Raw genomic sequence first — 19,830 nt, 5'->3', positions numbered from 1 at the left:
GTCCTGCTGCCGAAAGGAACCACCATGACAAAGCTCAGGCTTGCCATCGTCGGAGCTGGCCCCGCCGGCATCTACGCCGCCGACCTCCTGCTGAAGGCCGAACGGCGCTTCGACGTCTCGATCGACCTGTTCGAGCAGCTGCCCGCGCCGTACGGCCTGGTGCGCTACGGCGTCGCCCCCGACCATCCGCGCATCAAGGGCATCATCACGGCCCTGCGCGACGTGCTGGACCGCGGCGACATCCGCCTGTTCGGCAACGTGAACTTCGGCACCGACATCACGCTCGAGGACCTGAAGCGGCACTACAACGCGGTGATCTTCGCGACCGGAGCCCGCCGCGACACCGGCATGGACATCCCCGGGATCGACGCGGTCGGATCCTACGGCGCCGCCGACTACGTGAGCTGGTTCGACGGGCACCCCGACGTGCCGCGGGAGTGGCCGCTGGACGCGGCATCGGTCGCCGTCATCGGCAACGGCAACGTGGCGCTCGACGTGTCGCGCATGCTCGCCAAGCACGCCGAGGACCTGCTGGTCACGGAGGTGTCGGCGAACGTCTACGAGGGCATGAAGTCGAGCGCCGTCACCGATGTGCACGTGTTCGGACGCCGTGGCCCGGCGCAGGTGAAGTTCACCCCGCTCGAGCTGCGCGAGCTCGGCGAGCTGCGCGACGTCGACATGGTCGTCTACGACGAGGACTTCGACTACGACGACGCCTCCCGCGACGCGATCGCCAGCAACAAGCAGGTCATGGTCATCGACCGGGTGCTGCAGGCCTGGCGCAAGCGCGATTCGGTGAACAACGCCGGCGGCACCGCGTCGCGCCGTCTGCACCTGCACTTCTGGGCGCGGCCCGTCGAGGTCAAGGCCGACGAGAACGGTCGCGTCGCGGCGCTCGTCTACGAGCGCACCAAGCCGGACGGCACCGGCGGCGCCGTCGGCACGGGAGAGATGCGCGAGGTGCCGATCCAGGCCCTGTACCGCGCCGTCGGCTACTTCGGCTCGCCGCTGGACGGCGTGCCCTTCGACAAGAAGCACGGCGTGATCCCGAACCGCGAGGGCCAGGTGCTCGCGAAGGACTCCAACCAGCGCGTGCCCGGCATCTACGCCACCGGCTGGATCAAGCGAGGACCGGTGGGGCTCATCGGCCACACGAAGTCCGACGCGATGGAGACGATCCGTCACGTCATCAACGACCAGGGTTCCTGGTGGCAGCCGGAGGATCCGTCCGAAGAGGCGATCCCTGCTCTGCTCGCCGAGCGCGGCGTGCGCTGGACCGACCTCGACGGGTGGCACCGGCTCGATGAGCACGAGGTCGCGCTCGGCGCCCCGGAGGAGCGCGCGCGCGTCAAGGTCGTGCCGCGCGAGGACATGGTCCGCATCTCCCGCGGGGAGTGACCCGGCCGCCTGCCGGGTCTACTTCTTCGCGGTCACCTCGACGGTGAAGGTGACGTGGGCGCCCGAGGCGCTGTTGTCCAGCGTGACCTTGGTGGTGCCCTCGGCCAGTGCGTCGAGTCCGGGATTGAACTGAGCGGATCCGTCGTCCTTGCCCGGAACGAAGGCGACGACCTTCGCATCCGCGATGTCCGCGGTCCAGTGCGCGAAGTCCTTGTCGTCGCCGGTGAGGTCGATGGTGTTGCCGACGGGCGCCTTCACCGTGGTCCCGTCGACCGTGCCGAGGTCGACGATGATCGGAGGCAGCATATCGCTGCCGGTCGTCTCGGGGGTGCTGCTCGTGCTGGTGGCGGGCGCGACGCCCCCGGAGCAGCCGGCGAGGGCGAACGCCCCCGTGGTGAGGGCGGCGACCGCCACGAGGCCGGCGATCGAGCGGTGCAGTCGAGTGCGGATCATGATTCCTCCTGAGCAGTGCGCGTCGATGTGGCCCAGCGTAGAGGAGGCGTGCTCCGAGGCGCCGCTGAACGGCGCGGATACTCTGGATCCATGAGCCACCCCGTCTCCGCCACGTGGATGCCCGACGTGCTCGGCGACGAGTTCGAGCAGCTCCCTCTGCCGCTCGGATCCGATGACGAGGGAGAGATCGTCGCGACCCTGGTGCGGGCGCTTCCGCGACGCACGGCCTGGCAGCGCCTGTTCGGGGATGGCCGGCAGCTCGCCGACACCGATGTGCTGTACGTGCACGGGTGGTCGGACTACTTCTTCCAGAAGCGGCTCGCACGGTTCTGGACCGGCCGCGGCGCACGCTTCTTCGCACTCGACCTGCGCAAGTACGGCCGCAGCCTGCGCGAGTACCAGACCCCGGGCTACATCGGTGATCTCGTCGAGTACGACCAGGACATCGCCGCCGCGCTCGCCGCGATGCAGGAGGGATCCGGCGCGGTCGGGCGCCGGCTGGTCTTGCTCGGCCACTCCACGGGCGGGCTGATCCTGAGCCTCTGGGCCGCACGGAATCCCGGCGTCGCGTCGGCCGTGATCCTGAACAGCCCGTGGCTGGAGTTCCAGCTCTCGCGCTTCACGCGGGAGACGATCACGCCGCTCGTGGGGCTGCGCGCCAAATACCGCCCGCTCGATCGTGCGCCGCAAGTCGACCTGGGCTACTACACGCGTGCGCAGCAGGAGGCCGCGGATCCGGCGGATCCGATGGACGTCAATCTCAGCTGGCGGCCGGCGCAGACGATGGCCGTGCACGCCGGGTGGCTGCACGCGATCCTGGGCGGGCATGCGGCGATCGCCGCGGGGATCGCGATCGACGTTCCCGTGTGCGTGCTGCTGTCCGCACGCAGCGCCGTACCGACGGCATGGTCGGATGACCTCACTCGCGCCGACAGCGTGCTGGTCGTCGACGACATCGCCCGCGCCGCGCTGAGGATCGGCCCCTCGGTGACGATCGAGCGCATCGACGGCGCGCTGCACGACGTGTTCCTGTCCCGGCACGAGGCGCGGGAGGAGGCGTACGCCCGCCTCGGATACTGGGTCGACGGCTGGTCCGCCGCGGACCGCATCGCACGGCGGGTGCCGCGGCAGCCGGCCTGACCCGAACGCGGCGAAGGGCCGGCCGCCGGCTCCCACGAGACGCGGGGGCGTGCCTCAGTCCACGAGGTGCATGGCGCGCACGAGATGCTCCGCGGAGTGCCCGTCGCCGGCGAGGATCGCCTCGGCGAGCTCGGCGTGCAGCGCGCGCATGGCGTCTCGTTGAGAGGCGTCGACGGACCACGGCCGCAGGTTGCGGGTCAGCGGCATGCTTGTCTCGTCGAGCACCGAGCTGAGGATGTCGTTCTCGCAGCGCTCGGCGAGGTAGTGCAGCAGCGCCCAGCGCTCGGCGGAGAGCGCCGCCGGATCGTCGAGGCCGTCGTCCAGGCTGCGAGCGAGAGCAGCGGCCTCCTCCCGCTCCGTATCACTCAGCCGCGGCACCGCGATCGCGGCGACCGCGCCGCCGAGATAGCCCGCGTACTCGAGGGTCTTCGCCGTGAGCTGCGGAGGCACCTCGGTGACCTGCGTGTACCGGCTCGGATACATCTCGACCAGGCCGACCCGCTCGAGCCGCTGCAGCGCCTCACGGATCGGCATCCGTGACACGCCGAACTTCTCTGCAAGATCCGCATCCCGGATCCGTGATCCCGGCGGCAATGTGCCGTCGATGATCGACGCACCGACCTGCTGATACACCTCTTCTGCGAGGAGTTGTTTCGTCGCCCCCAGCGGCGACCGAACCACGCCAGTCATCGGACCGCGTTCGCCCATCACTACCCCCAAGTAGTTTCCCCAGAACAGCACTATCTCACCGCTCGGGGGCAAACCCAAATACCGGTATCGAAGTGATGCGCGCGTCGCGCATCCCGCGACATTCAGAGGCGTTTTTGCGACGTCAGGGGTGATTTCGGGGGTCGGGGAGTCCCGGACCGGATGAGGCGTCAGTTGCGCCGGCGGGTGAGGTGGACGGTGACGTCTTCGCCCTCGTTCTTGCCGATCGCCCGGCGGATCGTGCTCGCGATCGGCAGCTTGTGGGTGCCGTCGCCCAGTGCCATGAACGCGCCGTCGAAAGGATGCCCGTCGACGGTTCCGGACACCTTGACCAGCCCGCGCGTGCCGAACACCGTCGCCGAGTCCGGCAGCTGCACGCAGATCCACGTGTCACCCGCGCGCACGCGGCCGAGCGTGGCGGTGAAGGTGATGTCCAGAGGCCTGACCGTGCTCATGACCCCGCGCCGTCCGTCTCGGGCACTGTCCCGGTGAGGGAGAAGGCGTTGCCGTCGGGGTCCCGCCACGCGAACATCGCCGGAGTCCCGGGCCAGCGCAGGATCTCGTCGACGTCGATGCCCTCGGCCACCATGGCGGCGTGGGCGGCGTCGACGTCATCCGAAGTGAACCGGATCCCGATCGATCCGCGGTGGACGGCCGGATCCGCGGGCTCGAGGGTGACGACCACGTCACCGCCGGGCGTCAGCTCGATCCAGCGGCCGTTCGGCGTGGGTGTGTCGCGCAGGAGCGTGAACCCGAGGCTCCGGTAGAAGCGCAGCGCGTCGTCCTGATCGTTCACCGGGATGCTCACCGCGCGGATGCCGGTGATGGGGGTGCTGTCCATGATGTGTCCCTTTCCGGAGCGGAGCTTCCGTCCAGGAAGATGACGATCGACGTCGTGCGCGATCGACAAGCTCTCGGCGGATCAGGATCTGTCACGACGTCCCGATGGGTCAGGATCGGGCATTCTCAATCGGGCGTTTCCGCGAACAGCAATGCGTCGTCCGAAGCCAGAACGGCCCGGGTGCCGCGCATGTCAGCGACCACGAAACCGGCGGCGCCCCGGATCGGGGAGAGCTCTTCCGCCTGCCCATCCACGAGCCGGACAACGCGCTGGCGACCGGCCCATTCACCGGTGCGGAACACGGGCGTCAGAATCGCGGAGACTCCGTCCGAGGTGAACCGTGCGCGGATACCGTGCTTGCCGGGTTGTTTCTTCCACCCGCTCGCTTCGTACACACGACGGGCCACATGCCCCGCAGAGTCGAGCTCCGCCAGCGTGAAGAAGTCTGCTCCGTACTTGAGCATGCTCGCTGTGTCGCTGCCCTGCGCTGCCACGAAACGGGTTCCGGCGACGTCGATCACGTCAGCGACGGTCGGTGCTCTGGCACCACCCGGGGCGGTCGATGTGCGCCCACCCGCCATCGGATACTCGTTGCCATCGAGCAACGCTGACCTTTCCCACACGGGGGCTGCATCGTCGAAACGGAGTTCGGCGATTGTGCGGGCATTCTGAAACGTCACAGGGTCGGTGAGGACGACCGCCCATGCGCCCTGCGACGTCTGACGAGCGATGCCACCTGCGGTCAGCCGGCGTTCGTGATCTGCCGCATCGAACAGGTCCGGAATGGCCACGACCTGTGATGACGAGAACGCCTCGTCGGTGGTCACGAGGGTTCGGTCGTCGACAAGCACTGCGACTCCGGCGCCGCCGCGGTCGATGATCACGGGTTGCGCACCGAACGATCCCTCAGGCAAGGGCAGTCGTACCTGTTCACCGGACTCCTGCACGTGGAGCAAGGATGTCTCCCCGTCGGCATCCGTCTGCAGAGTGGCGACGCACAGCGCCGACCCGTCCTCGCGGAGACACACCGTCGGCGGCTTCGGAAAAGCGATAGCTCCTGGCCCGAGCTCGACACGCGCTGTCGGCATGAGCTTCACAAACCGAAACTACCAAGTATCGCCCCCGAGCCGGCTCCTTCCTCGAGCAAGCGCGGAGACGACGGGGGCGCCGAGACGCTTACCGGAAGTTGATGAACTGGAGATCCAGGTCCAGATCGGATCCCTTGAGCAGCGCGATCACGGTCTGCAGGTCGTCGCGGCTCTTGGACTGCACGCGCAGTTCATCGCCCTGGATCTGCGACTTGACGGACTTGGGGCCCTCGTCGCGGATGATCTTGCCGATCTTCTTCGCGTTCTCCGAGCTGATGCCCTCCTTGAGGGTCGACTCGAGACGGAACTCCTTGCCGCTGGCCGTGGGGTCGCCGGACTCCAGGCTCTTCAGGGAGATGCCGCGCTTGATGAGCTTGGTCTGGAACACGTCCAGCACCGCACGGGCGCGCTCGTCCGAGTTCGCCAGGATCACGATCTTGTCGCCGCTCCAGGCGATCGAGGCGCCGACCCCCTTGAAGTCGTAGCGCTGCTCGATCTCCTTTCGGGCCTGGTTGAGGGCGTTGTCCGCCTCCTGGCGATCGACCTTGGACACGATGTCGAATGAGCTGTCAGCCATACAGGCAGTGTAACGAGCAGCGAGCTCACGCGGTCTCGTGCACGGCGCCGCCCGGACGCGCCGTCGACGAGCGCACCACGAACCGCGGGGTGAGCGTGCGGTGCTCGGGTGCTGCTCCCGGGTTGTCCAGCTGCGCGAGGAGCAGGTGCGCGGCGAGGCGACCCTGCCCAGCTGGATCCTGCGCCAGCGTGGTCAGACCGAAGAACGCGGACAGCTTGTGGTCGTCGATGCCGACGATCGAGAGATCGTCGGGGACGCGCAGGCCCAGATCGCGCGCGGCGAGCATGCAGCCGATCCCGATCTCGTCGCTCGCCGCGAAGATCGCGGTGGGCCGATCGTGCGCGAGCAGCGCCTTCGCGGCCGCGTATCCGGAGGGGATGTCGAAGTCCGCCTCCCAGAACCCCGTCTCCTCGACTTCGAGCCCCGCCGCGCGCATGGCGGACAGCCAGCCGTCGTAGCGGGCATCGCCGAGCTGGAAGGCGCTCGCGATCGTCCGGCCTGCGCCGACGTAGGCGATGCGGGTGTGGCCGAGCGAGAGGAGGTGCTCGGTGGCGAGAGTCGCCATCCGCGCGTTGTCGACGTCGACCGCCGTGGCGCCCTCGATGTAGCCGCCGATGCTGACCACGGGCTTGCCGAGCGCGCGCAGCGCGCGGATCTCGTCGGGTGTCAGCTCGATGCTGGCAGCGATCAGGCCGTCGATGCTGGCCCGACGCAGCGAGCTGCCGAACACCTGGTCGCGCTGGGACTCGTTGCCCTGCAGGTCGTACAGGGTCACGTCATAGCCCTGACTGAGCAGCACGGACTCGATGCCGGTGAGCAGATCCGTGAAGAACCAGCGGTCGATGAACGGCACCATGAACCCGATGTGCCGGGTGCGCCCCGACGCCAGCCCCGAGGCGTTCGAGGAGATCACGTAGCCGAGCTCCGCGGCCGCCGCCAGGACCTTCTCCCTGGTGGCCGGCGACGCCGTCTTCCCGTTCAGGGCGCGCGAGACCGTGGCGGTGGACACGCCGGCGAGACGCGCCACATCGGCGATGTCAGCCACACGGGCCTCCTAGGAAGTCGGGTCAAGGAAGGGTATCGGTCCGGACCGGCGGACGACGGATGCGTGACGTTCCCCGATGTTTGTTCGGCTCATTGTTGTAAACGTTTCCGAACAACGCAACCCTCAATGCGGCAGGCTCGCTTATCAATAGCAGTGCGGCTGCAGCCAGCTCGCGTCCCAGTCAGGCCCTCCTAGCGAGGGGTTGCGCGAAGCGTCGCGGATCCGCATACTGTAAACGCTTGCAATCCTCGCAGGCGGAGCGAGCGCCCTCTGGCGCGAGATCGGAGCCGATCGCGCTCCCTGAAGACCGAGAGAGGTACACCGATGAAGGTGAACAGGAAGAGCGTCGTCGCGTTCGGCGCACTCCTCGTGGCCGGCGCACTGGCGCTGACCGGCTGCGGCGGCAGCAGCAACGGCGGTGGCTCGTCCGCCGGAAGCGACAAGACCACGGGCTCGCTCACAGTCTGGGTCGACTCCAACCGCGCGGCTGCGATGAAGCAGGTCGCCGCCGACTTCAAGAAGGACAAGGGCATCACCATCAACCTGGTGGTCAAGGACTTCGGCAAGATCCGCGACGACTTCACCGCCCAGGTCCCCACCGGCAAGGGGCCCGACATCACGATCGGCGCGCACGACTGGATCGGATCCTTCGTGAAGGACGGCCTCGTCGCTCCGATCGAGCTGGGCGACTCCGCTTCCAAGTTCGAGAAGGTCGCCGTCTCCGCGGTCACCTACGACGGCAAGGTCTACGGCCTGCCCTACGCGATCGAGAACATCGCGATCCTGCGCAACACCGCGCTCGCCGACTCCACTCCGGCCAGCTACGACGAGATGATCGCCAAGGGCAAGGCCGCGGGCACTAAGTACCCGTTCCTGATCGGACTCGACGCGGCCACCGGTGACGCCTACCACACGTACCCGTTCCAGACCTCGTTCGGCAGCCAGGTCTTCGCGCAGAACGCGGACGGCAGCTACGACGCCAAGAAGCTCACGATCGGCGACGAGGCCGGGCAGAAGTTCGCCACCTGGCTGGGCGCGCAGGGCGCGGCCGGCATCTTCAACCCCGGCCTGACCGGCGATCTCGCCAAGGCCGCCTTCAACGCGGGCGAGGCTCCGTACTTCATCAGCGGCCCCTGGAACCTGCCCGACGCGGAGAAGGCCGGCATCAAGGTCTCCGTCGACCCGATCCCGAGCGCCGGCGGCCAGGAGGCCCGTCCGTTCGCCGGCGTGCAGGCGTTCTTCGTGAACGCGAAGTCGAAGAACACCCTCGCCGCGAACGAGTTCCTGGTGAACTACCTCGCCACCCCCGCCGTGCAGACCGCGCTCTACAAGGCGGGCGGCCGCCCGCCGGCACTGACGGAGTCGTTCCAGGCCGCGCAGTCCGACCCCGCGGTGGCGGGCTTCGCCAAGGTCGGCGCCAACGCCGTGCCGATGCCGTCGGTGCCCGAGATGGGCTCCGTGTGGGATGACTGGGGCAAGTCCGAGGTCGCGATCATCAAGGGCGGCGACCCGGCCAGCACCTGGGCGGGCATGACCCAGGCGATCCAGACCAAGATCGGCTGATCCGCTCATGAACCCGGTGCGGGGAGGCGCGCGATCGCGCCGCCTCCCCGCACCTCCGCCCGCTGACGACGTTGTGAAGGGGTCGAGATGACGGGTCCTGCCGTGCAGGAGAAGACGCAGGAGTCCTCGGCCATGTCCGCCGAGGACAGGGCGCGCAGCCGCCGCCAGCGGCGAGCTGCCGCCTATGCCGAGGCCGCATCGGCCGGCTGGAAGGTGTGGCTGGTCAAGATCGTCGCGCTCGCGGTGATCGACGCCCTCGCGCTCTACGCCGTGCTCGCGCTCGCCGCGGGTGCGCAGTGGACGCCGGCCGTGCTGGTCGCCGTGGGCGTGCTGGCGATCAACGCCGTCTACCTCATTCCCGGCCTGCTGCCCGCGAAGTATCTGACGCCGGGCCTCGTGTTCCTGCTGATCTTCCAGATCTTCGTCGTGCTGTACTCGGGTTACGTCGCCTTCACGAACTACGGATCCGGGCACAACTCCACCAAGGACGACGCCGTGCAGGCGCTGCTGCTGCAGTCGCAGACCCGCGTGGCGGACTCCCCGACGTTCTCCGTCAAGATCCTCGAGAAGGACGGGAAGTTCTTCTTCCTCACCGCAGAGCCCGGCAGCGACGAGCCGCTGATCGGCGGCGCCGACCGCCCGCTCTCCACCGAACCCGGTATCAGCGCCGATGGCGCCCCCGGCTTCACCACCCTCGACTTCCCGAGCGTCATCGCCCACCAGGACGACATCGCCGCCCTGGCCGTGCCGCTCTCGCACGACCTGAACAAGGGCTATCTCAAGACCACCGACGGTTCCAAGGCGTACCTGTTCACCTCGACCCTCACCTGGGATCCGACGGCCGACACGATGACCGACACCAAGACCGGCGTCGTCTACAGCGACACCGGCCGCGGCGCGTTCACCGCGAAGGACGGCAAGGCACTGCTGCCCGGCTGGCAGGTGTGGGTCGGCGGCGACAACTTCGTCCGCGCGTTCTCGGACCAGTCCATCCGGGGCCCGTTCCTCGCGGTGCTGCTGTGGACCTTCGCGTTCGCGATCCTCTCGGTCGCGACGACGTTCATCCTCGGCCTGTTCCTCGCGATCGTGTTCAACGATCCGAAGATGCGCAGCCGCAAGTACTACCGGCTGATCATGATCCTGCCGTACGCGTTCCCCGCGTTCCTGTCGGCGCTGGTGTGGGCAGGGCTCTTCAACAAGGACTTCGGCTTCATCAACCAGGTCGTCCTCGGCGGGGCGTCGATCCCGTGGCTGACGGATCCGTGGCTCGCCAAGGCAGCGATCCTCATCGCGAATCTGTGGCTCGGCTTCCCCTATATGTTCCTCGTCACGACCGGCGCCCTGCAATCGCTGCCCGACGACGTCGTCGAGGCGGCGCGCGTGGACGGCGCGAGCGTGTGGCAGACGTTCCGGCTGATCAAGTTCCCGCTGCTGCTCGTGGCCGTCGCGCCGCTGCTGATCGCGTCGTTCGCGTTCAACTTCAACAACTTCGGGCTCATCTTCCTGCTCACCAACGGCGGTCCGCAGTTCACCGATGCGAGTATCAACGTCGGATCCACGGATCTGCTCATCTCGATGGTCTACAAGGTCGCCTTCGTCGGCTCCGAGCGGGACTACGGCCTCGCCAGCGCCTTCTCGATCATCATCTTCGTGCTGGTCGCCGCCATCTCCCTGATCGGATTCCGGCAGACCAAGGTGCTGGAGGATCTGAACTGACATGACCGACATCGCAAAGACCTCGGCCCCTGCGTCGACCGCGACCGCCGCGCTCCTCGCCGCCCCGGTGCGCCACCCCCGCCGACCGTTCGGCCGGTGGTTCCGGGAGACCGGCTGGCGGCACATCATCGGCGTCGTGATGCTCGTGTTCGCCGGCTTCCCGCTGGTGTACGTGCTGTCCGCCTCACTGAACCCCGGCGGGACGCTGCTGAGCACGAACGGGCTGTTCTCGAAGATCAGCGTGGACAACTACGTGCAGCTGTTCCAGGATCCGTCCCGGCCCTATGGCGCCTGGTTCCTGAATACGATCTTCATCGGCGTGCTCGCCGCCGTGTGCAGCGTGTTCCTGTGCGCGCTCGCCGCATATGCCTTCTCGCGCATGCGATTCCGAGGACGCCGTACGGGGCTCATGACCCTGCTGCTCGTGCAGATGTTCCCGCAGCTGTTGGCGATCGTCGCGATCTTCCTGCTGATGTCCGCGATCGGGGACATCTTCCCGGCGCTCGGGCTCAACTCGCAGATCGGCCTGATCCTCGTGTACCTCGGTGGCGCACTGGGGGCGAACACGTTCCTGATGTACGGGTTCTTCAACACGATCCCGGCCTCGATCGACGAGGCCGCGAAGATCGACGGAGCGGGTCACGCACGGATCTTCTTCACCATCATCCTGCGCCTGGTCGCGCCGATCCTGGCGGTGGTGGGGCTCCTCGCCTTCATCGGCATCACGGGCGACTTCCTGATCGCGTCGACCGTGCTGATCTCTCCGGAGAAGCAGACGCTCGCTGTCGGGCTGTACCAGTACGTGTCCACCGACGCGAAGAACTACGCGGTCTTCGCGGCCGGGGCCGTGCTGGCGGCGATCCTGCCGATGATCCTGTTCCTGTCGCTGCAGAAGTACATCGTCGGCGGCCTCACCGCCGGTAGCGTGAAGTAACGATCCTCGAAACACAATCCAAGGGCTCTGTCACGGCATCGGTCGTGCAACCACGTCGACTCCGGCGGGCTGCCGCCGCACCACGAAAGGCCTCGACATGACCGCTCTGCTCCCGCACCACGACGGATCCCCGCTGCACGTCTCCGACGACGCCCCCGCTCTGGGCGATGTCGTCCGAATGCGGCTGCGCGTGCCTGCCGGCTACGGCCCGCTCGCGGCCGTGCGCACGCGCTCCAACCCCGACCACGAGCCGGAGTGGACCGACGCCGAGCGGATCGGCAGCGCCGATGGCTGGGAGTGGTGGGAGGCGCCGGTCACCGTGCGCAATCCGCGGCACGGCTACCGGTTCCTGCTGCAGCACGAGGACGGCCGGATCGAATGGCTGAACCAGACCGGCATCCACCGTCTGGAGACGCTCGACGCCGAGGACTTCGCCCTGGTCGCCGAACCCGCGCCGCCCGCCTGGCTGCACGAGTCGGTCATGTACCAGGTGTTCCCGGACCGCTTCGCCCGTTCGGCCCAGGCCGAAGAGCACCCGACGCCCGACTGGGCGATCCCGGCGGACTGGGACACCCCGGTGGATCCGGTCATGCCTGGCCGGGCGCATCAGTTCTACGGGGGAGACATTCCCGGGATCGTGGAGCATCTCGACCACCTGGTCGAGCTCGGGGTCAACCTGCTCTACCTGACGCCGGTGTTCCCGGCCGCGTCCAACCACCGCTACGACGCCTCGAGCTTCCTGCGCGTCGACCCGCTGCTGGGCGGCGACGAGGCGTACGCGCACCTCATCGAGGAGGCGCATGCCCGCGGCATCAAGGTGATCGGCGACCTCACCAGCAACCACTCCGGCGACGGCCACGAGTGGTTCCGGGCGGCGTTCGGTACCCCCGGAGCGCCCGAGGAGCGGTTCTACTACTTCACGAACGACGACAACACCGAGTACGAGTGCTGGCTGGGTGCACGCAGCCTGCCCAAGTTCGACTGGGCCAGTGAGGAGCTGCGCGAGCGGTTCATCACAGGCGAGGACTCGGCCGTCGCCCGCTGGCTCGAGCCGCCCTATGGCGCCGACGGCTGGCGCGTCGACGTCGCGAACATGACCGGGCGCCTCGGGGCGATCGACCTGAACGCGGATGTCCGGCGGCTGCTGCGTGACACCGTGCGGGGGATCAACCCGGATGCGATCCTGCTCGGCGAGTCCACCAACGACGCCACGAGCGATCTGCAGGGCGACGGCTGGGACGGCGCGATGACCTATCCGTCCTTCACCCGCCCTGTATGGGCCTGGCTCAGCGAGCCGAACGGTGCTTCGTACCTCACCGCGGAAGGGGAGGAACGCACCGAGAGCTGGTTCTTCGGCATGCAGACCGGCGGCATCCCGCGCTACACCGCGCGCGACGTGGTCGACTCGATCACCCGATTCACCGGGGGGATCCCGTGGCGGGTGCGGCTCGGCAACATGCAGCCGCTGGACACGCACGACACCGCACGGTTCGCCACCAACGCCGCCCCGGGGACGGTGCCCGTCGCTGTCGGCCTGTCGATGACGCTGCCGGGGCTGCCCGTCGTGTTCGCCGGCGACGAGTTCGGCCTCACCGGCGTGGACGGCGAGGCCAGCCGCACACCGATCCCGTGGGGGACCGAGGTGCAGCCGGATACCGCGGAGCGCATCGCGCTGTACCGCGACCTGGTCGGGCTGCGCCGCGCGCACCCCGTGCTCGGCACCGGCGGGCTGCGGTGGCTGCACGTCGACGACGACGGCCTCGTGTTCGTGCGGGAGTCGGCCGAGGAGACCGTTCTCGTGCTCGCCGCCCGGGGCGACGTCGACATCGAGCTCCCGGCCGGGGCGCTCGCGGGAGCCGCGGCGGCTGAGGCGCTGTTCGGCGACGCGACCCTCGCCGTCGCCGTCGACGGCGCCGTTGCGCTCGCTGCCGAGGGGCCGGTGTTCGCCGCGTGGACGCTGCCCGGCGTGGCCGCGCCGGATGCCGGCTGAGCGCCGCACCTGGGCCTCCCTGACGTCCGCCGAGGGTGCGGGCGACGCGTCCGCCGCGCGCCGCCCGCGCCCGCGCGCTCCGCTCTCGTACCCTCGGGGTATGGCACGGATCGGGGGGCGCAACACCGGGATCGCGTGGCTCGCGGGCGTCGTCTGCGCCGGGGTCATCGCGGGGCTCGTGTACCTCGCCGCACCCATGGGGCCGGTGATGGTGACCTACTTCTCCGGCCTGCTGCATCGGTGACGCCGATCTGGATGTGACGCGGATCCGACCCGTGACGCGGGCGATGGATCCGGATACGACGCCGATCCGGATCCGGCATCCGCGGTTTCCGGCAGGTCTGCGCGGCGGTGCCCTGCCTCGGAGATAGCCTCGAATCACCGTATCCGTATGGAGGAGCTCATATGAGTGACCACGAGGTTTCGAAGCCGGCGCAGGCGCACGACGTCGACGACGCCGTGGCCGCCGCGCCCGAGGCGGACGCCCAGGGTGCCGACACCGCGGCTGTCCCCGCTGAGGGCGCCGCGGTCGAGGCCGCAGTCGTGCAGCCGGCCCCGGCCGAGGGCGCCGACGCGCATGTCCCGGCCACTGCAGCCGAGCGCACCGGCGAGGATGTCGCCGATGCCGTGCAGCCCGACCATGCCGCCGTCGCACAGAGCGCGAACGAGAGCCTCGCCGAGGCCGAGCGCGCCGCCGACGGGGCGACTGCCGCGGATGCGCGTGCCGCGGACCAGCGTGCGGCGGACGCCGATCTCGCTGCTTTCGAGGCGGCTGAGGCGGCATACCCCGGCACGTTCGGCGGCACCTTCACTCCGCCGTCGCCCGCCGAGACCCCCGCCGTCATCGCTGCGGCGGCCGCCACGGAGACCTCGATGTTCGAGAGCCCGACCACGCGCGTCGACACCGCCGCCGAGGCGCCCACGCAGGTGCTCGCGCCGGCCGTCATCACCCCGGGGGTGACCGAGGTGCCGCCACCCATCTTCGTGCAGGCTCCCGAGCCTCCGCGCGAGCGCGGCAACCGCGGTGCGATCTTCGGCATCGGCCTGCTGGCGGCCATCGCCTTCGCGATCCTCTACCTCGGCACCGCCCTGGGCATCGCCGCGTTCGACGGCAAGGTCACCACCGACAGCATCGGCACCTACCTGCTCGACCAGCTCCGCAGCCTTGGGCTGTGGATCCCGGTCGTCGTGTTCGCGATCGGATTCTGGCTGCTCGGCGGCATCATCAACCGCGGGCGCTGGGGCTACTGGGTCGTCTTCGGGATCATCGTCGGCGGCTTCGCGTACGGCGGCCACCTGCTCGGCGCGATCGGATCCGTCGAGTTCTGGAAGCTCGGTGCGACTCAGCTGGCCGAGAACGTGAACGGTCAGCTGCTCGCCCCGCTCGCGATCGCCGCGTTCATCTTCGGCCGCGAGCTCACCATCTGGTTCGGCGCCTGGGCCGCCCGCGCCGGCGCCCGCCGCACCGCGCAGAACGACGAGGCGCAGCGCGAGTACGAGCGCGTCCTCGAAGCCGGACCCCAGCTGCCGTAGCGGCGCCGGCCTGCACCGCAGGAGAGCATCACGAACGATTTCCCGCCGAACCCCCGCGAGCCACGGCCCGCGGGGGTTCGTCCTGTCCTCGCCTGGGTGATCGGGGTCGTTTCGTTCTTCGCGCTGGCCATCATGGGGCTCGGAATGCTCAGCCTGCTCACGGAACACGACCTCATCGCGGTGCCCCGGCTCGGCCAGTTGCCCGGCATCGTCGGCATGGTGCTGGCCGTGGTGGTGTTCGCGCTGTCGCTCCGGGGCGTGCTCGCGAACCCGCATCCGTCGTTCGTCGCGACGGTCTTCCTCGCGCTCGGCGCGGCGCTCGTGCACCTGGGCGGCGTGTGGGGAGCCGCGGTGGCGGAGGGCGCGGGCGCGGTCGACGCCACGGCCGCCGCCGGGCAGCTCGTGCTGGGCGGGGCGAGCGCCGTCATCGTGATCGCCGCACTGATCGCGGCGTGGGTGGCGATCGCACTGCGTCGCACGGAGGCCCGGCCTCCCCGCTGGCCGTGGGAGAAGGACGACGACGAGCAGCCCTGACGCGATCGTCCTGCCCCGCGCGGCGGCTGACGTCGCATGCCGAGATCAGGTGAGTCGCCCGAGAACAGGGCGGATCCGATCGGGATCCTCCTGTTCTCGGTCCATCGACTGATCTCGGCCGGCACCGCGGCACTCGATCTCGCGTGCCGCGACCTCCCGGGCGTGTCCGCCCCGTACGCTGGAGGCGTGGAGCGCTCGCTGGAGACGCAGGTCGACCTGGCCGTGGAGGCCTGGCTGCGCTGGGTGCCGCGCTGGGAACCCGCCACCCACCGCGGGCGGGTGGCGCCGTGCCGCCGCTGCCTGGGCTCTCCCGTGCTCTCCGCCGCGGGCATCGGCGGGAACGTGCCGCACGGCGTGCAGCACGGACTGTCCACCCGCATCAAGACCATCGTCGACCATGCCGTCGCCGAGTACACCGCGCGGAACCTGCCGATGCTGCAGGGCGAGCTCGACCAGCAGGCCGCCCGCAATCGCGCCCGCGCCTACCGCCCGACGGAGGACCTCGAGCCCGAGTACGAGGGCATGCCGCTGGATCCGGATCCGGTTCCCGGCGCCCCTTTCCTGTTCACGCTCGCCGGGATGGCCGACGATGATGCGGGGGAGCTGCCTCCCCTGCCGCCGCTCAGCGACGATGCGAAGGCCGCGCTGCGCCACGAGGTCGCCCTCGCCGACGACTACGCGAACGTCGTGGGTCGCGAGATCTGCGGGCTGCTGCTCCGGCACCGCCTGCGAGTGCAGGCCGCGATCAGCGAATACGTCGAGCCGCAGATCGAGGCGATGCTCGCCGAGCTGACCGAGGCGCTGGACTCGCCCTTCGACCCCGACACGCTCTGACGTCGGGCAGCCGAACATTCCCTGGGAGACCGGATCCGGACTGGCGTTCGATGGCTCACAGATCCGGGCGGTGCTCGTCACGCATCAGGGCCTCCGCCCCGCGGATCGGCGCCCGGCGCGCCGTTCGTGCGCATTTGACCGGGCGTGTTACGGCGCATTACCATAGAGCGGGTATGCGTGTGTCTTGACGCGCGCGTACCGGGCACCGGCATTCGCCGGTTCCGCCCCCACGGCATACCCACCATTCAAACGCACGTCGTTATCGGCGCGCGGGCGGGTCTGATGTGAACCCATCACGCTGTCACCGTGCAGCACAACAAGGAGAAGCAGTGCCAACTATTCAGCAGTTGGTTCGCAAGGGTCGTTCGCCGAAGGTCACCAAGACCAAGGCTCCCGCTCTGAAGTCGAACCCGCAGCAGGCCGGCGTGTGCACCCGCGTGTACACCACCACCCCGAAGAAGCCGAACTCGGCGATGCGCAAGGTCGCTCGTGTGAAGCTCCGCAACGGTACCGAGGTCACGGCCTACATCCCCGGTGAGGGCCACAACCTGCAGGAGCACTCGCTGGTGCTCGTGCGCGGTGGTCGTGTCAAGGACCTCCCCGGTGTCCGCTACAAGATCGTCCGTGGCGCCCTGGACACCCAGGCCGTCAAGAACCGTAAGCAGGCTCGTTCCCGCTACGGCGCGAAGAAGGGTTGAGTTAGATGCCTCGTAAGGGCCCCGCCCCCAAGCGCCCCGTTGTCAACGACCCGGTCTACGGTGCTCCGATCGTCACCTCGCTGGTGAACAAGATCCTGGTCGACGGCAAGAAGTCCCTCGCCGAGTCGATCGTCTACGGCGCCCTCTCGGGTGTCGAGGCGAAGAACGGTCAGGACGCTGTCGCCACCCTGAAGAAGGCGCTCGACAACGTGCGCCCGACCCTCGAGGTCCGCAGCCGCCGCGTCGGTGGCTCGACCTACCAGGTCCCGGTCGAGGTGAAGCCGCACCGCGCGAACACCCTCGCCCTCCGCTGGCTCGTCAGCTACGCCAAGAGCCGCCGTGAGAAGACCATGACCGAGCGTCTCCAGAACGAGATCCTGGACGCCTCGAACGGCCTGGGTGCCGCGGTCAAGCGCCGCGAGGACACTCACAAGATGGCCGAGTCGAACCGCGCGTTCGCGCACTACCGCTGGTAATCACCAGTCGGGCCGGGATCGGATCCGGCTGCCTCGCTTGTCGAGACATCGGATCCGGTCCCGGCACCCCACACTTTTCCTTCGTCGCGTGACGACAGCAAGAAGATAAGGACACACCCCCGTGGCACAAGAAGTGCTCACCGACCTGAGCAAGGTCCGCAACATCGGCATCATGGCGCACATCGATGCCGGTAAGACCACGACGACCGAGCGCATCCTGTTCTACACGGGTGTGAACCACAAGATCGGCGAGACCCACGACGGCGCCTCGACGACCGACTGGATGGAGCAGGAGAAGGAGCGCGGCATCACGATCACGTCTGCCGCCGTGACCTGCTACTGGAACAAGAACCAGATCAACATCATCGACACCCCCGGTCACGTGGACTTCACGGTCGAGGTGGAGCGCTCGCTCCGCGTCCTCGACGGTGCGGTCGCCGTGTTCGACGGCAAGGAGGGCGTCGAGCCCCAGTCCGAGACCGTGTGGCGTCAGGCTGACAAGTACAACGTCCCCCGCATCTGCTTCGTCAACAAGATGGACAAGCTGGGCGCGGACTTCTACTACACCGTCGACACCATCGTGAACCGCCTCGGCGCCAAGCCGCTCGTCATGCAGCTGCCGATCGGCTCCGAGAGCAGCTTCGTCGGCGTCGTCGACCTCATCGAGATGCGCGCGCTCGTCTGGGCCGGTGACTCCAAGGGTGACGTGACCATGGGGGCGTCCTACGAGGTGCAGGAGATCCCCGCCGACCTCAAGGACAAGGCCGAGGAGTACCGCCAGGTGCTGCTCGAGACCGTCGCCGAGAGCGACGACGTCCTGCTCGAGAAGTTCTTCGGCGGCGAGGAGCTCACCGTCGCCGAGATCAAGGGCGCGATCCGCAAGATGACGGTCGCCTCCGAGATCTACCCGGTCCTGTGCGGCTCGGCGTTCAAGAACCGCGGCGTCCAGCCGATGCTCGACGCCGTCATCGACTACCTCCCGAACCCGCTCGACGTGGGCTCGATCGAGGCGCACGACCCCAAGGACTACGACACGATCATCGAGCGTCACCCCGACGCGAAGGACCCGTTCGCGGCCCTTGCGTTCAAGGTCGCCGTGCACCCGTTCTTCGGTCGCCTCACCTACGTGCGCGTCTACTCGGGCGAGCTCGAGTCCGGTGCCCAGGTCATCAACTCGACCAAGGGCAAGAAGGAGCGCATCGGGAAGATCTTCCAGATGCACGCCAACAAGGAGATCCCGGTTCCCGCGGTCACTGCCGGCAACATCTACGCCGTCATCGGTCTGAAGGACACCACCACCGGTGACACCCTGACCGACCCGGCGTCGCCCGTCGTCCTCGAGTCGATGACGTTCCCGGAGCCGGTCATCGAGGTCGCGATCGAGCCGAAGACCAAGGCCGACCAGGAGAAGCTGGGTGTCGCCATCCAGAAGCTCGCCGAAGAGGACCCGACCTTCCGCACGGAGCTCAACCCCGAGACCGGTCAGACGACCATCAAGGGCATGGGCGAGCTGCACCTGGACATCCTCGTGGACCGCATGAAGCGCGAGTTCAACGTCGAGGCCAACGTCGGCAAGCCGCAGGTGGCGTACCGCGAGACGATCAAGAAGGCCGTCGAGAAGTACGACTACACGCACAAGAAGCAGACGGGTGGATCGGGTCAGTTCGCGAAGATCCAGTTCACGATCGAGCCGCTCGACCTCGACTCGGAGAAGTCGTACGAGTTCGTCAACAGCGTGACCGGTGGGCGCATCCCGCGCGAGTACATCGAGCCGACCAACCAGGGCTTCCAGGACGCGATGGCGGCCGGCGCGCTGGCGGGCTTCCCGATGGTGGGCGTCAAGGCGACCCTGCTCGACGGCGCCTCGCACGACGTCGACTCCTCGGAGATGGCGTTCAAGATCGCGGGCTCGATGGGCTTCAAGGAGGCCATCAAGCGCGCGAACCCGGTGCTGCTCGAGCCGCTCATGGCCGTCGAGGTGCGTACGCCCGAGGAGTACATGGGCGACGTCATCGGCGACCTGAACTCGCGTCGTGGTCAGATCCAGTCGATGGAGGACGCCCAGGGCGTCAAGGTCGTGCGCGCGTCGGTCCCGCTGTCCGAGATGTTCGGCTACATCGGCGACCTGCGCTCGAAGACGTCCGGCCGTGCCGTCTACTCGATGGAGTTCGACAGCTACGCTGAGGTCCCGCGCGCCGTCGCCGACGAGATCGTCCAGAAGACCAAGGGCGAGTAAGCCCTAGGAGCCTGTGAGGCTCGGTCCCGGAGCCTGTCGAAGGGCCGGGCCTCACAGGCACTCAGA

20 protein-coding genes are annotated in these 19,830 nt (G+C 68.5%); 13 read left to right on the top strand and 7 right to left on the bottom strand.

Annotated features, from left to right (window positions below; all coding sequences use genetic code 11):
* The first annotated feature begins 24 nt into the window (after positions 1–24).
* A complete protein-coding gene (locus AC1DMN_RS05150; protein ID WP_477229687.1) occupies positions 25–1,398 on the top strand; it encodes an FAD-dependent oxidoreductase in 1,374 nt (457 codons plus the stop codon).
* A gap of 18 nt (positions 1,399–1,416) precedes the next feature.
* Here AC1DMN_RS05150 and AC1DMN_RS05145 read toward each other — a convergent pair whose 3' ends face one another.
* On the bottom strand, positions 1,417–1,851 hold the full coding sequence (locus AC1DMN_RS05145) for a hypothetical protein (protein ID WP_441977564.1): 435 nt from the start codon (positions 1,849–1,851) through the stop codon (positions 1,417–1,419).
* Positions 1,852–1,941: 90 nt separating this feature from the next.
* Here AC1DMN_RS05145 and AC1DMN_RS05140 point away from each other — a divergent pair, with 90 nt between their 5' ends.
* Positions 1,942–2,991, top strand: a complete 1,050-nt coding sequence (locus AC1DMN_RS05140; protein WP_477229686.1) for an alpha/beta hydrolase — start codon at positions 1,942–1,944, stop codon at positions 2,989–2,991.
* A 54-nt stretch (positions 2,992–3,045) separates the two neighbouring features.
* Here the strand turns inward: AC1DMN_RS05140 and AC1DMN_RS05135 are convergent, their stop codons facing one another.
* The 6 genes from AC1DMN_RS05135 to AC1DMN_RS05110 all read right to left on the bottom strand — a co-directional run bounded on the left by AC1DMN_RS05135 (position 3,046) and on the right by AC1DMN_RS05110 (position 7,250).
* On the bottom strand, positions 3,046–3,681 hold the full coding sequence (locus AC1DMN_RS05135; RefSeq protein ID WP_477229685.1) for a GntR family transcriptional regulator: 636 nt from the start codon (positions 3,679–3,681) through the stop codon (positions 3,046–3,048).
* 188 nt (positions 3,682–3,869) lie between these two features.
* Positions 3,870–4,154, bottom strand: coding sequence for a DUF1905 domain-containing protein (locus AC1DMN_RS05130; RefSeq protein ID WP_477229684.1), 285 nt, complete (start codon positions 4,152–4,154; stop codon positions 3,870–3,872).
* Complete coding sequence (locus AC1DMN_RS05125) at positions 4,151–4,540, bottom strand: VOC family protein (protein WP_441977566.1); 390 nt, start codon at positions 4,538–4,540, stop codon at positions 4,151–4,153. The genes AC1DMN_RS05130 and AC1DMN_RS05125 overlap by 4 nt, the downstream gene beginning before the upstream one ends.
* A gap of 125 nt (positions 4,541–4,665) precedes the next feature.
* Entirely contained in the window at positions 4,666–5,637 is a 972-nt protein-coding gene (locus AC1DMN_RS05120; protein ID WP_477229683.1) for a hypothetical protein, read from the bottom strand.
* A gap of 79 nt (positions 5,638–5,716) precedes the next feature.
* Positions 5,717–6,205 carry a YajQ family cyclic di-GMP-binding protein gene (locus tag AC1DMN_RS05115; RefSeq protein ID WP_477229682.1) on the bottom strand — a complete coding sequence of 163 codons (489 nt, stop codon included), beginning with the start codon at positions 6,203–6,205 and terminating at the stop codon, positions 5,717–5,719.
* A 25-nt stretch (positions 6,206–6,230) separates the two neighbouring features.
* Positions 6,231–7,250 carry a LacI family DNA-binding transcriptional regulator gene (locus tag AC1DMN_RS05110; protein ID WP_441977568.1) on the bottom strand — a complete coding sequence of 340 codons (1,020 nt, stop codon included), beginning with the start codon at positions 7,248–7,250 and terminating at the stop codon, positions 6,231–6,233.
* Positions 7,251–7,574: 324 nt separating this feature from the next.
* Between AC1DMN_RS05110 and AC1DMN_RS05105 the strand changes: the two genes are divergently transcribed.
* The 11 genes from AC1DMN_RS05105 (at position 7,575) to fusA (ending at position 19,764) form a co-directional block, all read left to right on the top strand.
* Positions 7,575–8,813 (top strand): sugar ABC transporter substrate-binding protein, encoded by a 1,239-nt coding sequence (locus AC1DMN_RS05105; protein ID WP_477229681.1) that lies wholly within the window; start codon positions 7,575–7,577, stop codon positions 8,811–8,813.
* Between the two features lie 87 nt (positions 8,814–8,900).
* Positions 8,901–10,529 (top strand): ABC transporter permease subunit, encoded by a 1,629-nt coding sequence (locus tag AC1DMN_RS05100; protein ID WP_477229680.1) that lies wholly within the window; start codon positions 8,901–8,903, stop codon positions 10,527–10,529.
* A 1-nt stretch (position 10,530) separates the two neighbouring features.
* On the top strand, positions 10,531–11,463 hold the full coding sequence (locus tag AC1DMN_RS05095) for a sugar ABC transporter permease (RefSeq protein ID WP_477229679.1): 933 nt from the start codon (positions 10,531–10,533) through the stop codon (positions 11,461–11,463).
* A 97-nt stretch (positions 11,464–11,560) separates the two neighbouring features.
* Positions 11,561–13,453 (top strand): glycoside hydrolase family 13 protein, encoded by a 1,893-nt coding sequence (locus tag AC1DMN_RS05090; RefSeq protein ID WP_477229678.1) that lies wholly within the window; start codon positions 11,561–11,563, stop codon positions 13,451–13,453.
* A gap of 100 nt (positions 13,454–13,553) precedes the next feature.
* Positions 13,554–13,697, top strand: coding sequence for a hypothetical protein (locus AC1DMN_RS05085; protein ID WP_440734040.1), 144 nt, complete (start codon positions 13,554–13,556; stop codon positions 13,695–13,697).
* A 161-nt stretch (positions 13,698–13,858) separates the two neighbouring features.
* Positions 13,859–14,986 carry an ABC transporter gene (locus AC1DMN_RS05080; protein WP_477229677.1) on the top strand — a complete coding sequence of 376 codons (1,128 nt, stop codon included), beginning with the start codon at positions 13,859–13,861 and terminating at the stop codon, positions 14,984–14,986.
* A 96-nt stretch (positions 14,987–15,082) separates the two neighbouring features.
* Complete coding sequence (locus tag AC1DMN_RS05075; RefSeq protein ID WP_440734038.1) at positions 15,083–15,520, top strand: hypothetical protein; 438 nt, start codon at positions 15,083–15,085, stop codon at positions 15,518–15,520.
* Positions 15,521–15,706: 186 nt separating this feature from the next.
* Positions 15,707–16,354, top strand: a complete 648-nt coding sequence (locus tag AC1DMN_RS05070; protein WP_477229716.1) for a spermidine/putrescine ABC transporter substrate-binding protein — start codon at positions 15,707–15,709, stop codon at positions 16,352–16,354.
* Positions 16,355–16,683: 329 nt separating this feature from the next.
* Positions 16,684–17,052, top strand: a complete 369-nt coding sequence (gene rpsL / locus AC1DMN_RS05065) for a 30S ribosomal protein S12 (protein ID WP_017201609.1) — start codon at positions 16,684–16,686, stop codon at positions 17,050–17,052.
* A 5-nt stretch (positions 17,053–17,057) separates the two neighbouring features.
* Positions 17,058–17,528 carry a 30S ribosomal protein S7 gene (gene rpsG, locus AC1DMN_RS05060; protein WP_045271034.1) on the top strand — a complete coding sequence of 157 codons (471 nt, stop codon included), beginning with the start codon at positions 17,058–17,060 and terminating at the stop codon, positions 17,526–17,528.
* A 121-nt stretch (positions 17,529–17,649) separates the two neighbouring features.
* Positions 17,650–19,764: an elongation factor G gene (fusA, locus tag AC1DMN_RS05055; RefSeq protein ID WP_440734036.1), complete on the top strand. Its 2,115-nt coding sequence runs from the start codon at positions 17,650–17,652 to the stop codon at positions 19,762–19,764.
* Positions 19,765–19,830: the final 66 nt, after the last annotated feature.

The organism is Microbacterium sp. 01T413_2 (assembly GCF_056398985.1).
The sequence above is the reverse complement of the archived record's forward strand: the minus strand, read 5'-3'. Positions and strand labels throughout refer to the sequence as shown.

Coding starts and splice junctions, on each gene's coding strand:
- AC1DMN_RS05135 (WP_477229685.1), bottom strand. CDS start 3,681: ATGACTGGCGTGGTTCGGTCGCCGCTGGGGGCGACGAAACAACTCCTC.
- AC1DMN_RS05125 (WP_441977566.1), bottom strand. CDS start 4,540: ATGGACAGCACCCCCATCACCGGCATCCGCGCGGTGAGCATCCCGGTG.
- AC1DMN_RS05150 (WP_477229687.1), top strand. CDS start 25: ATGACAAAGCTCAGGCTTGCCATCGTCGGAGCTGGCCCCGCCGGCATC.
- AC1DMN_RS05080 (WP_477229677.1), top strand. CDS start 13,859: ATGAGTGACCACGAGGTTTCGAAGCCGGCGCAGGCGCACGACGTCGAC.
- AC1DMN_RS05090 (WP_477229678.1), top strand. CDS start 11,561: ATGACCGCTCTGCTCCCGCACCACGACGGATCCCCGCTGCACGTCTCC.
- AC1DMN_RS05145 (WP_441977564.1), bottom strand. CDS start 1,851: ATGATCCGCACTCGACTGCACCGCTCGATCGCCGGCCTCGTGGCGGTC.
- AC1DMN_RS05095 (WP_477229679.1), top strand. CDS start 10,531: ATGACCGACATCGCAAAGACCTCGGCCCCTGCGTCGACCGCGACCGCC.
- rpsG (WP_045271034.1), top strand. CDS start 17,058: ATGCCTCGTAAGGGCCCCGCCCCCAAGCGCCCCGTTGTCAACGACCCG.
- AC1DMN_RS05140 (WP_477229686.1), top strand. CDS start 1,942: ATGAGCCACCCCGTCTCCGCCACGTGGATGCCCGACGTGCTCGGCGAC.
- AC1DMN_RS05115 (WP_477229682.1), bottom strand. CDS start 6,205: ATGGCTGACAGCTCATTCGACATCGTGTCCAAGGTCGATCGCCAGGAG.
- AC1DMN_RS05105 (WP_477229681.1), top strand. CDS start 7,575: ATGAAGGTGAACAGGAAGAGCGTCGTCGCGTTCGGCGCACTCCTCGTG.
- AC1DMN_RS05100 (WP_477229680.1), top strand. CDS start 8,901: ATGACGGGTCCTGCCGTGCAGGAGAAGACGCAGGAGTCCTCGGCCATG.
- AC1DMN_RS05130 (WP_477229684.1), bottom strand. CDS start 4,154: ATGAGCACGGTCAGGCCTCTGGACATCACCTTCACCGCCACGCTCGGC.
- AC1DMN_RS05085 (WP_440734040.1), top strand. CDS start 13,554: ATGGCACGGATCGGGGGGCGCAACACCGGGATCGCGTGGCTCGCGGGC.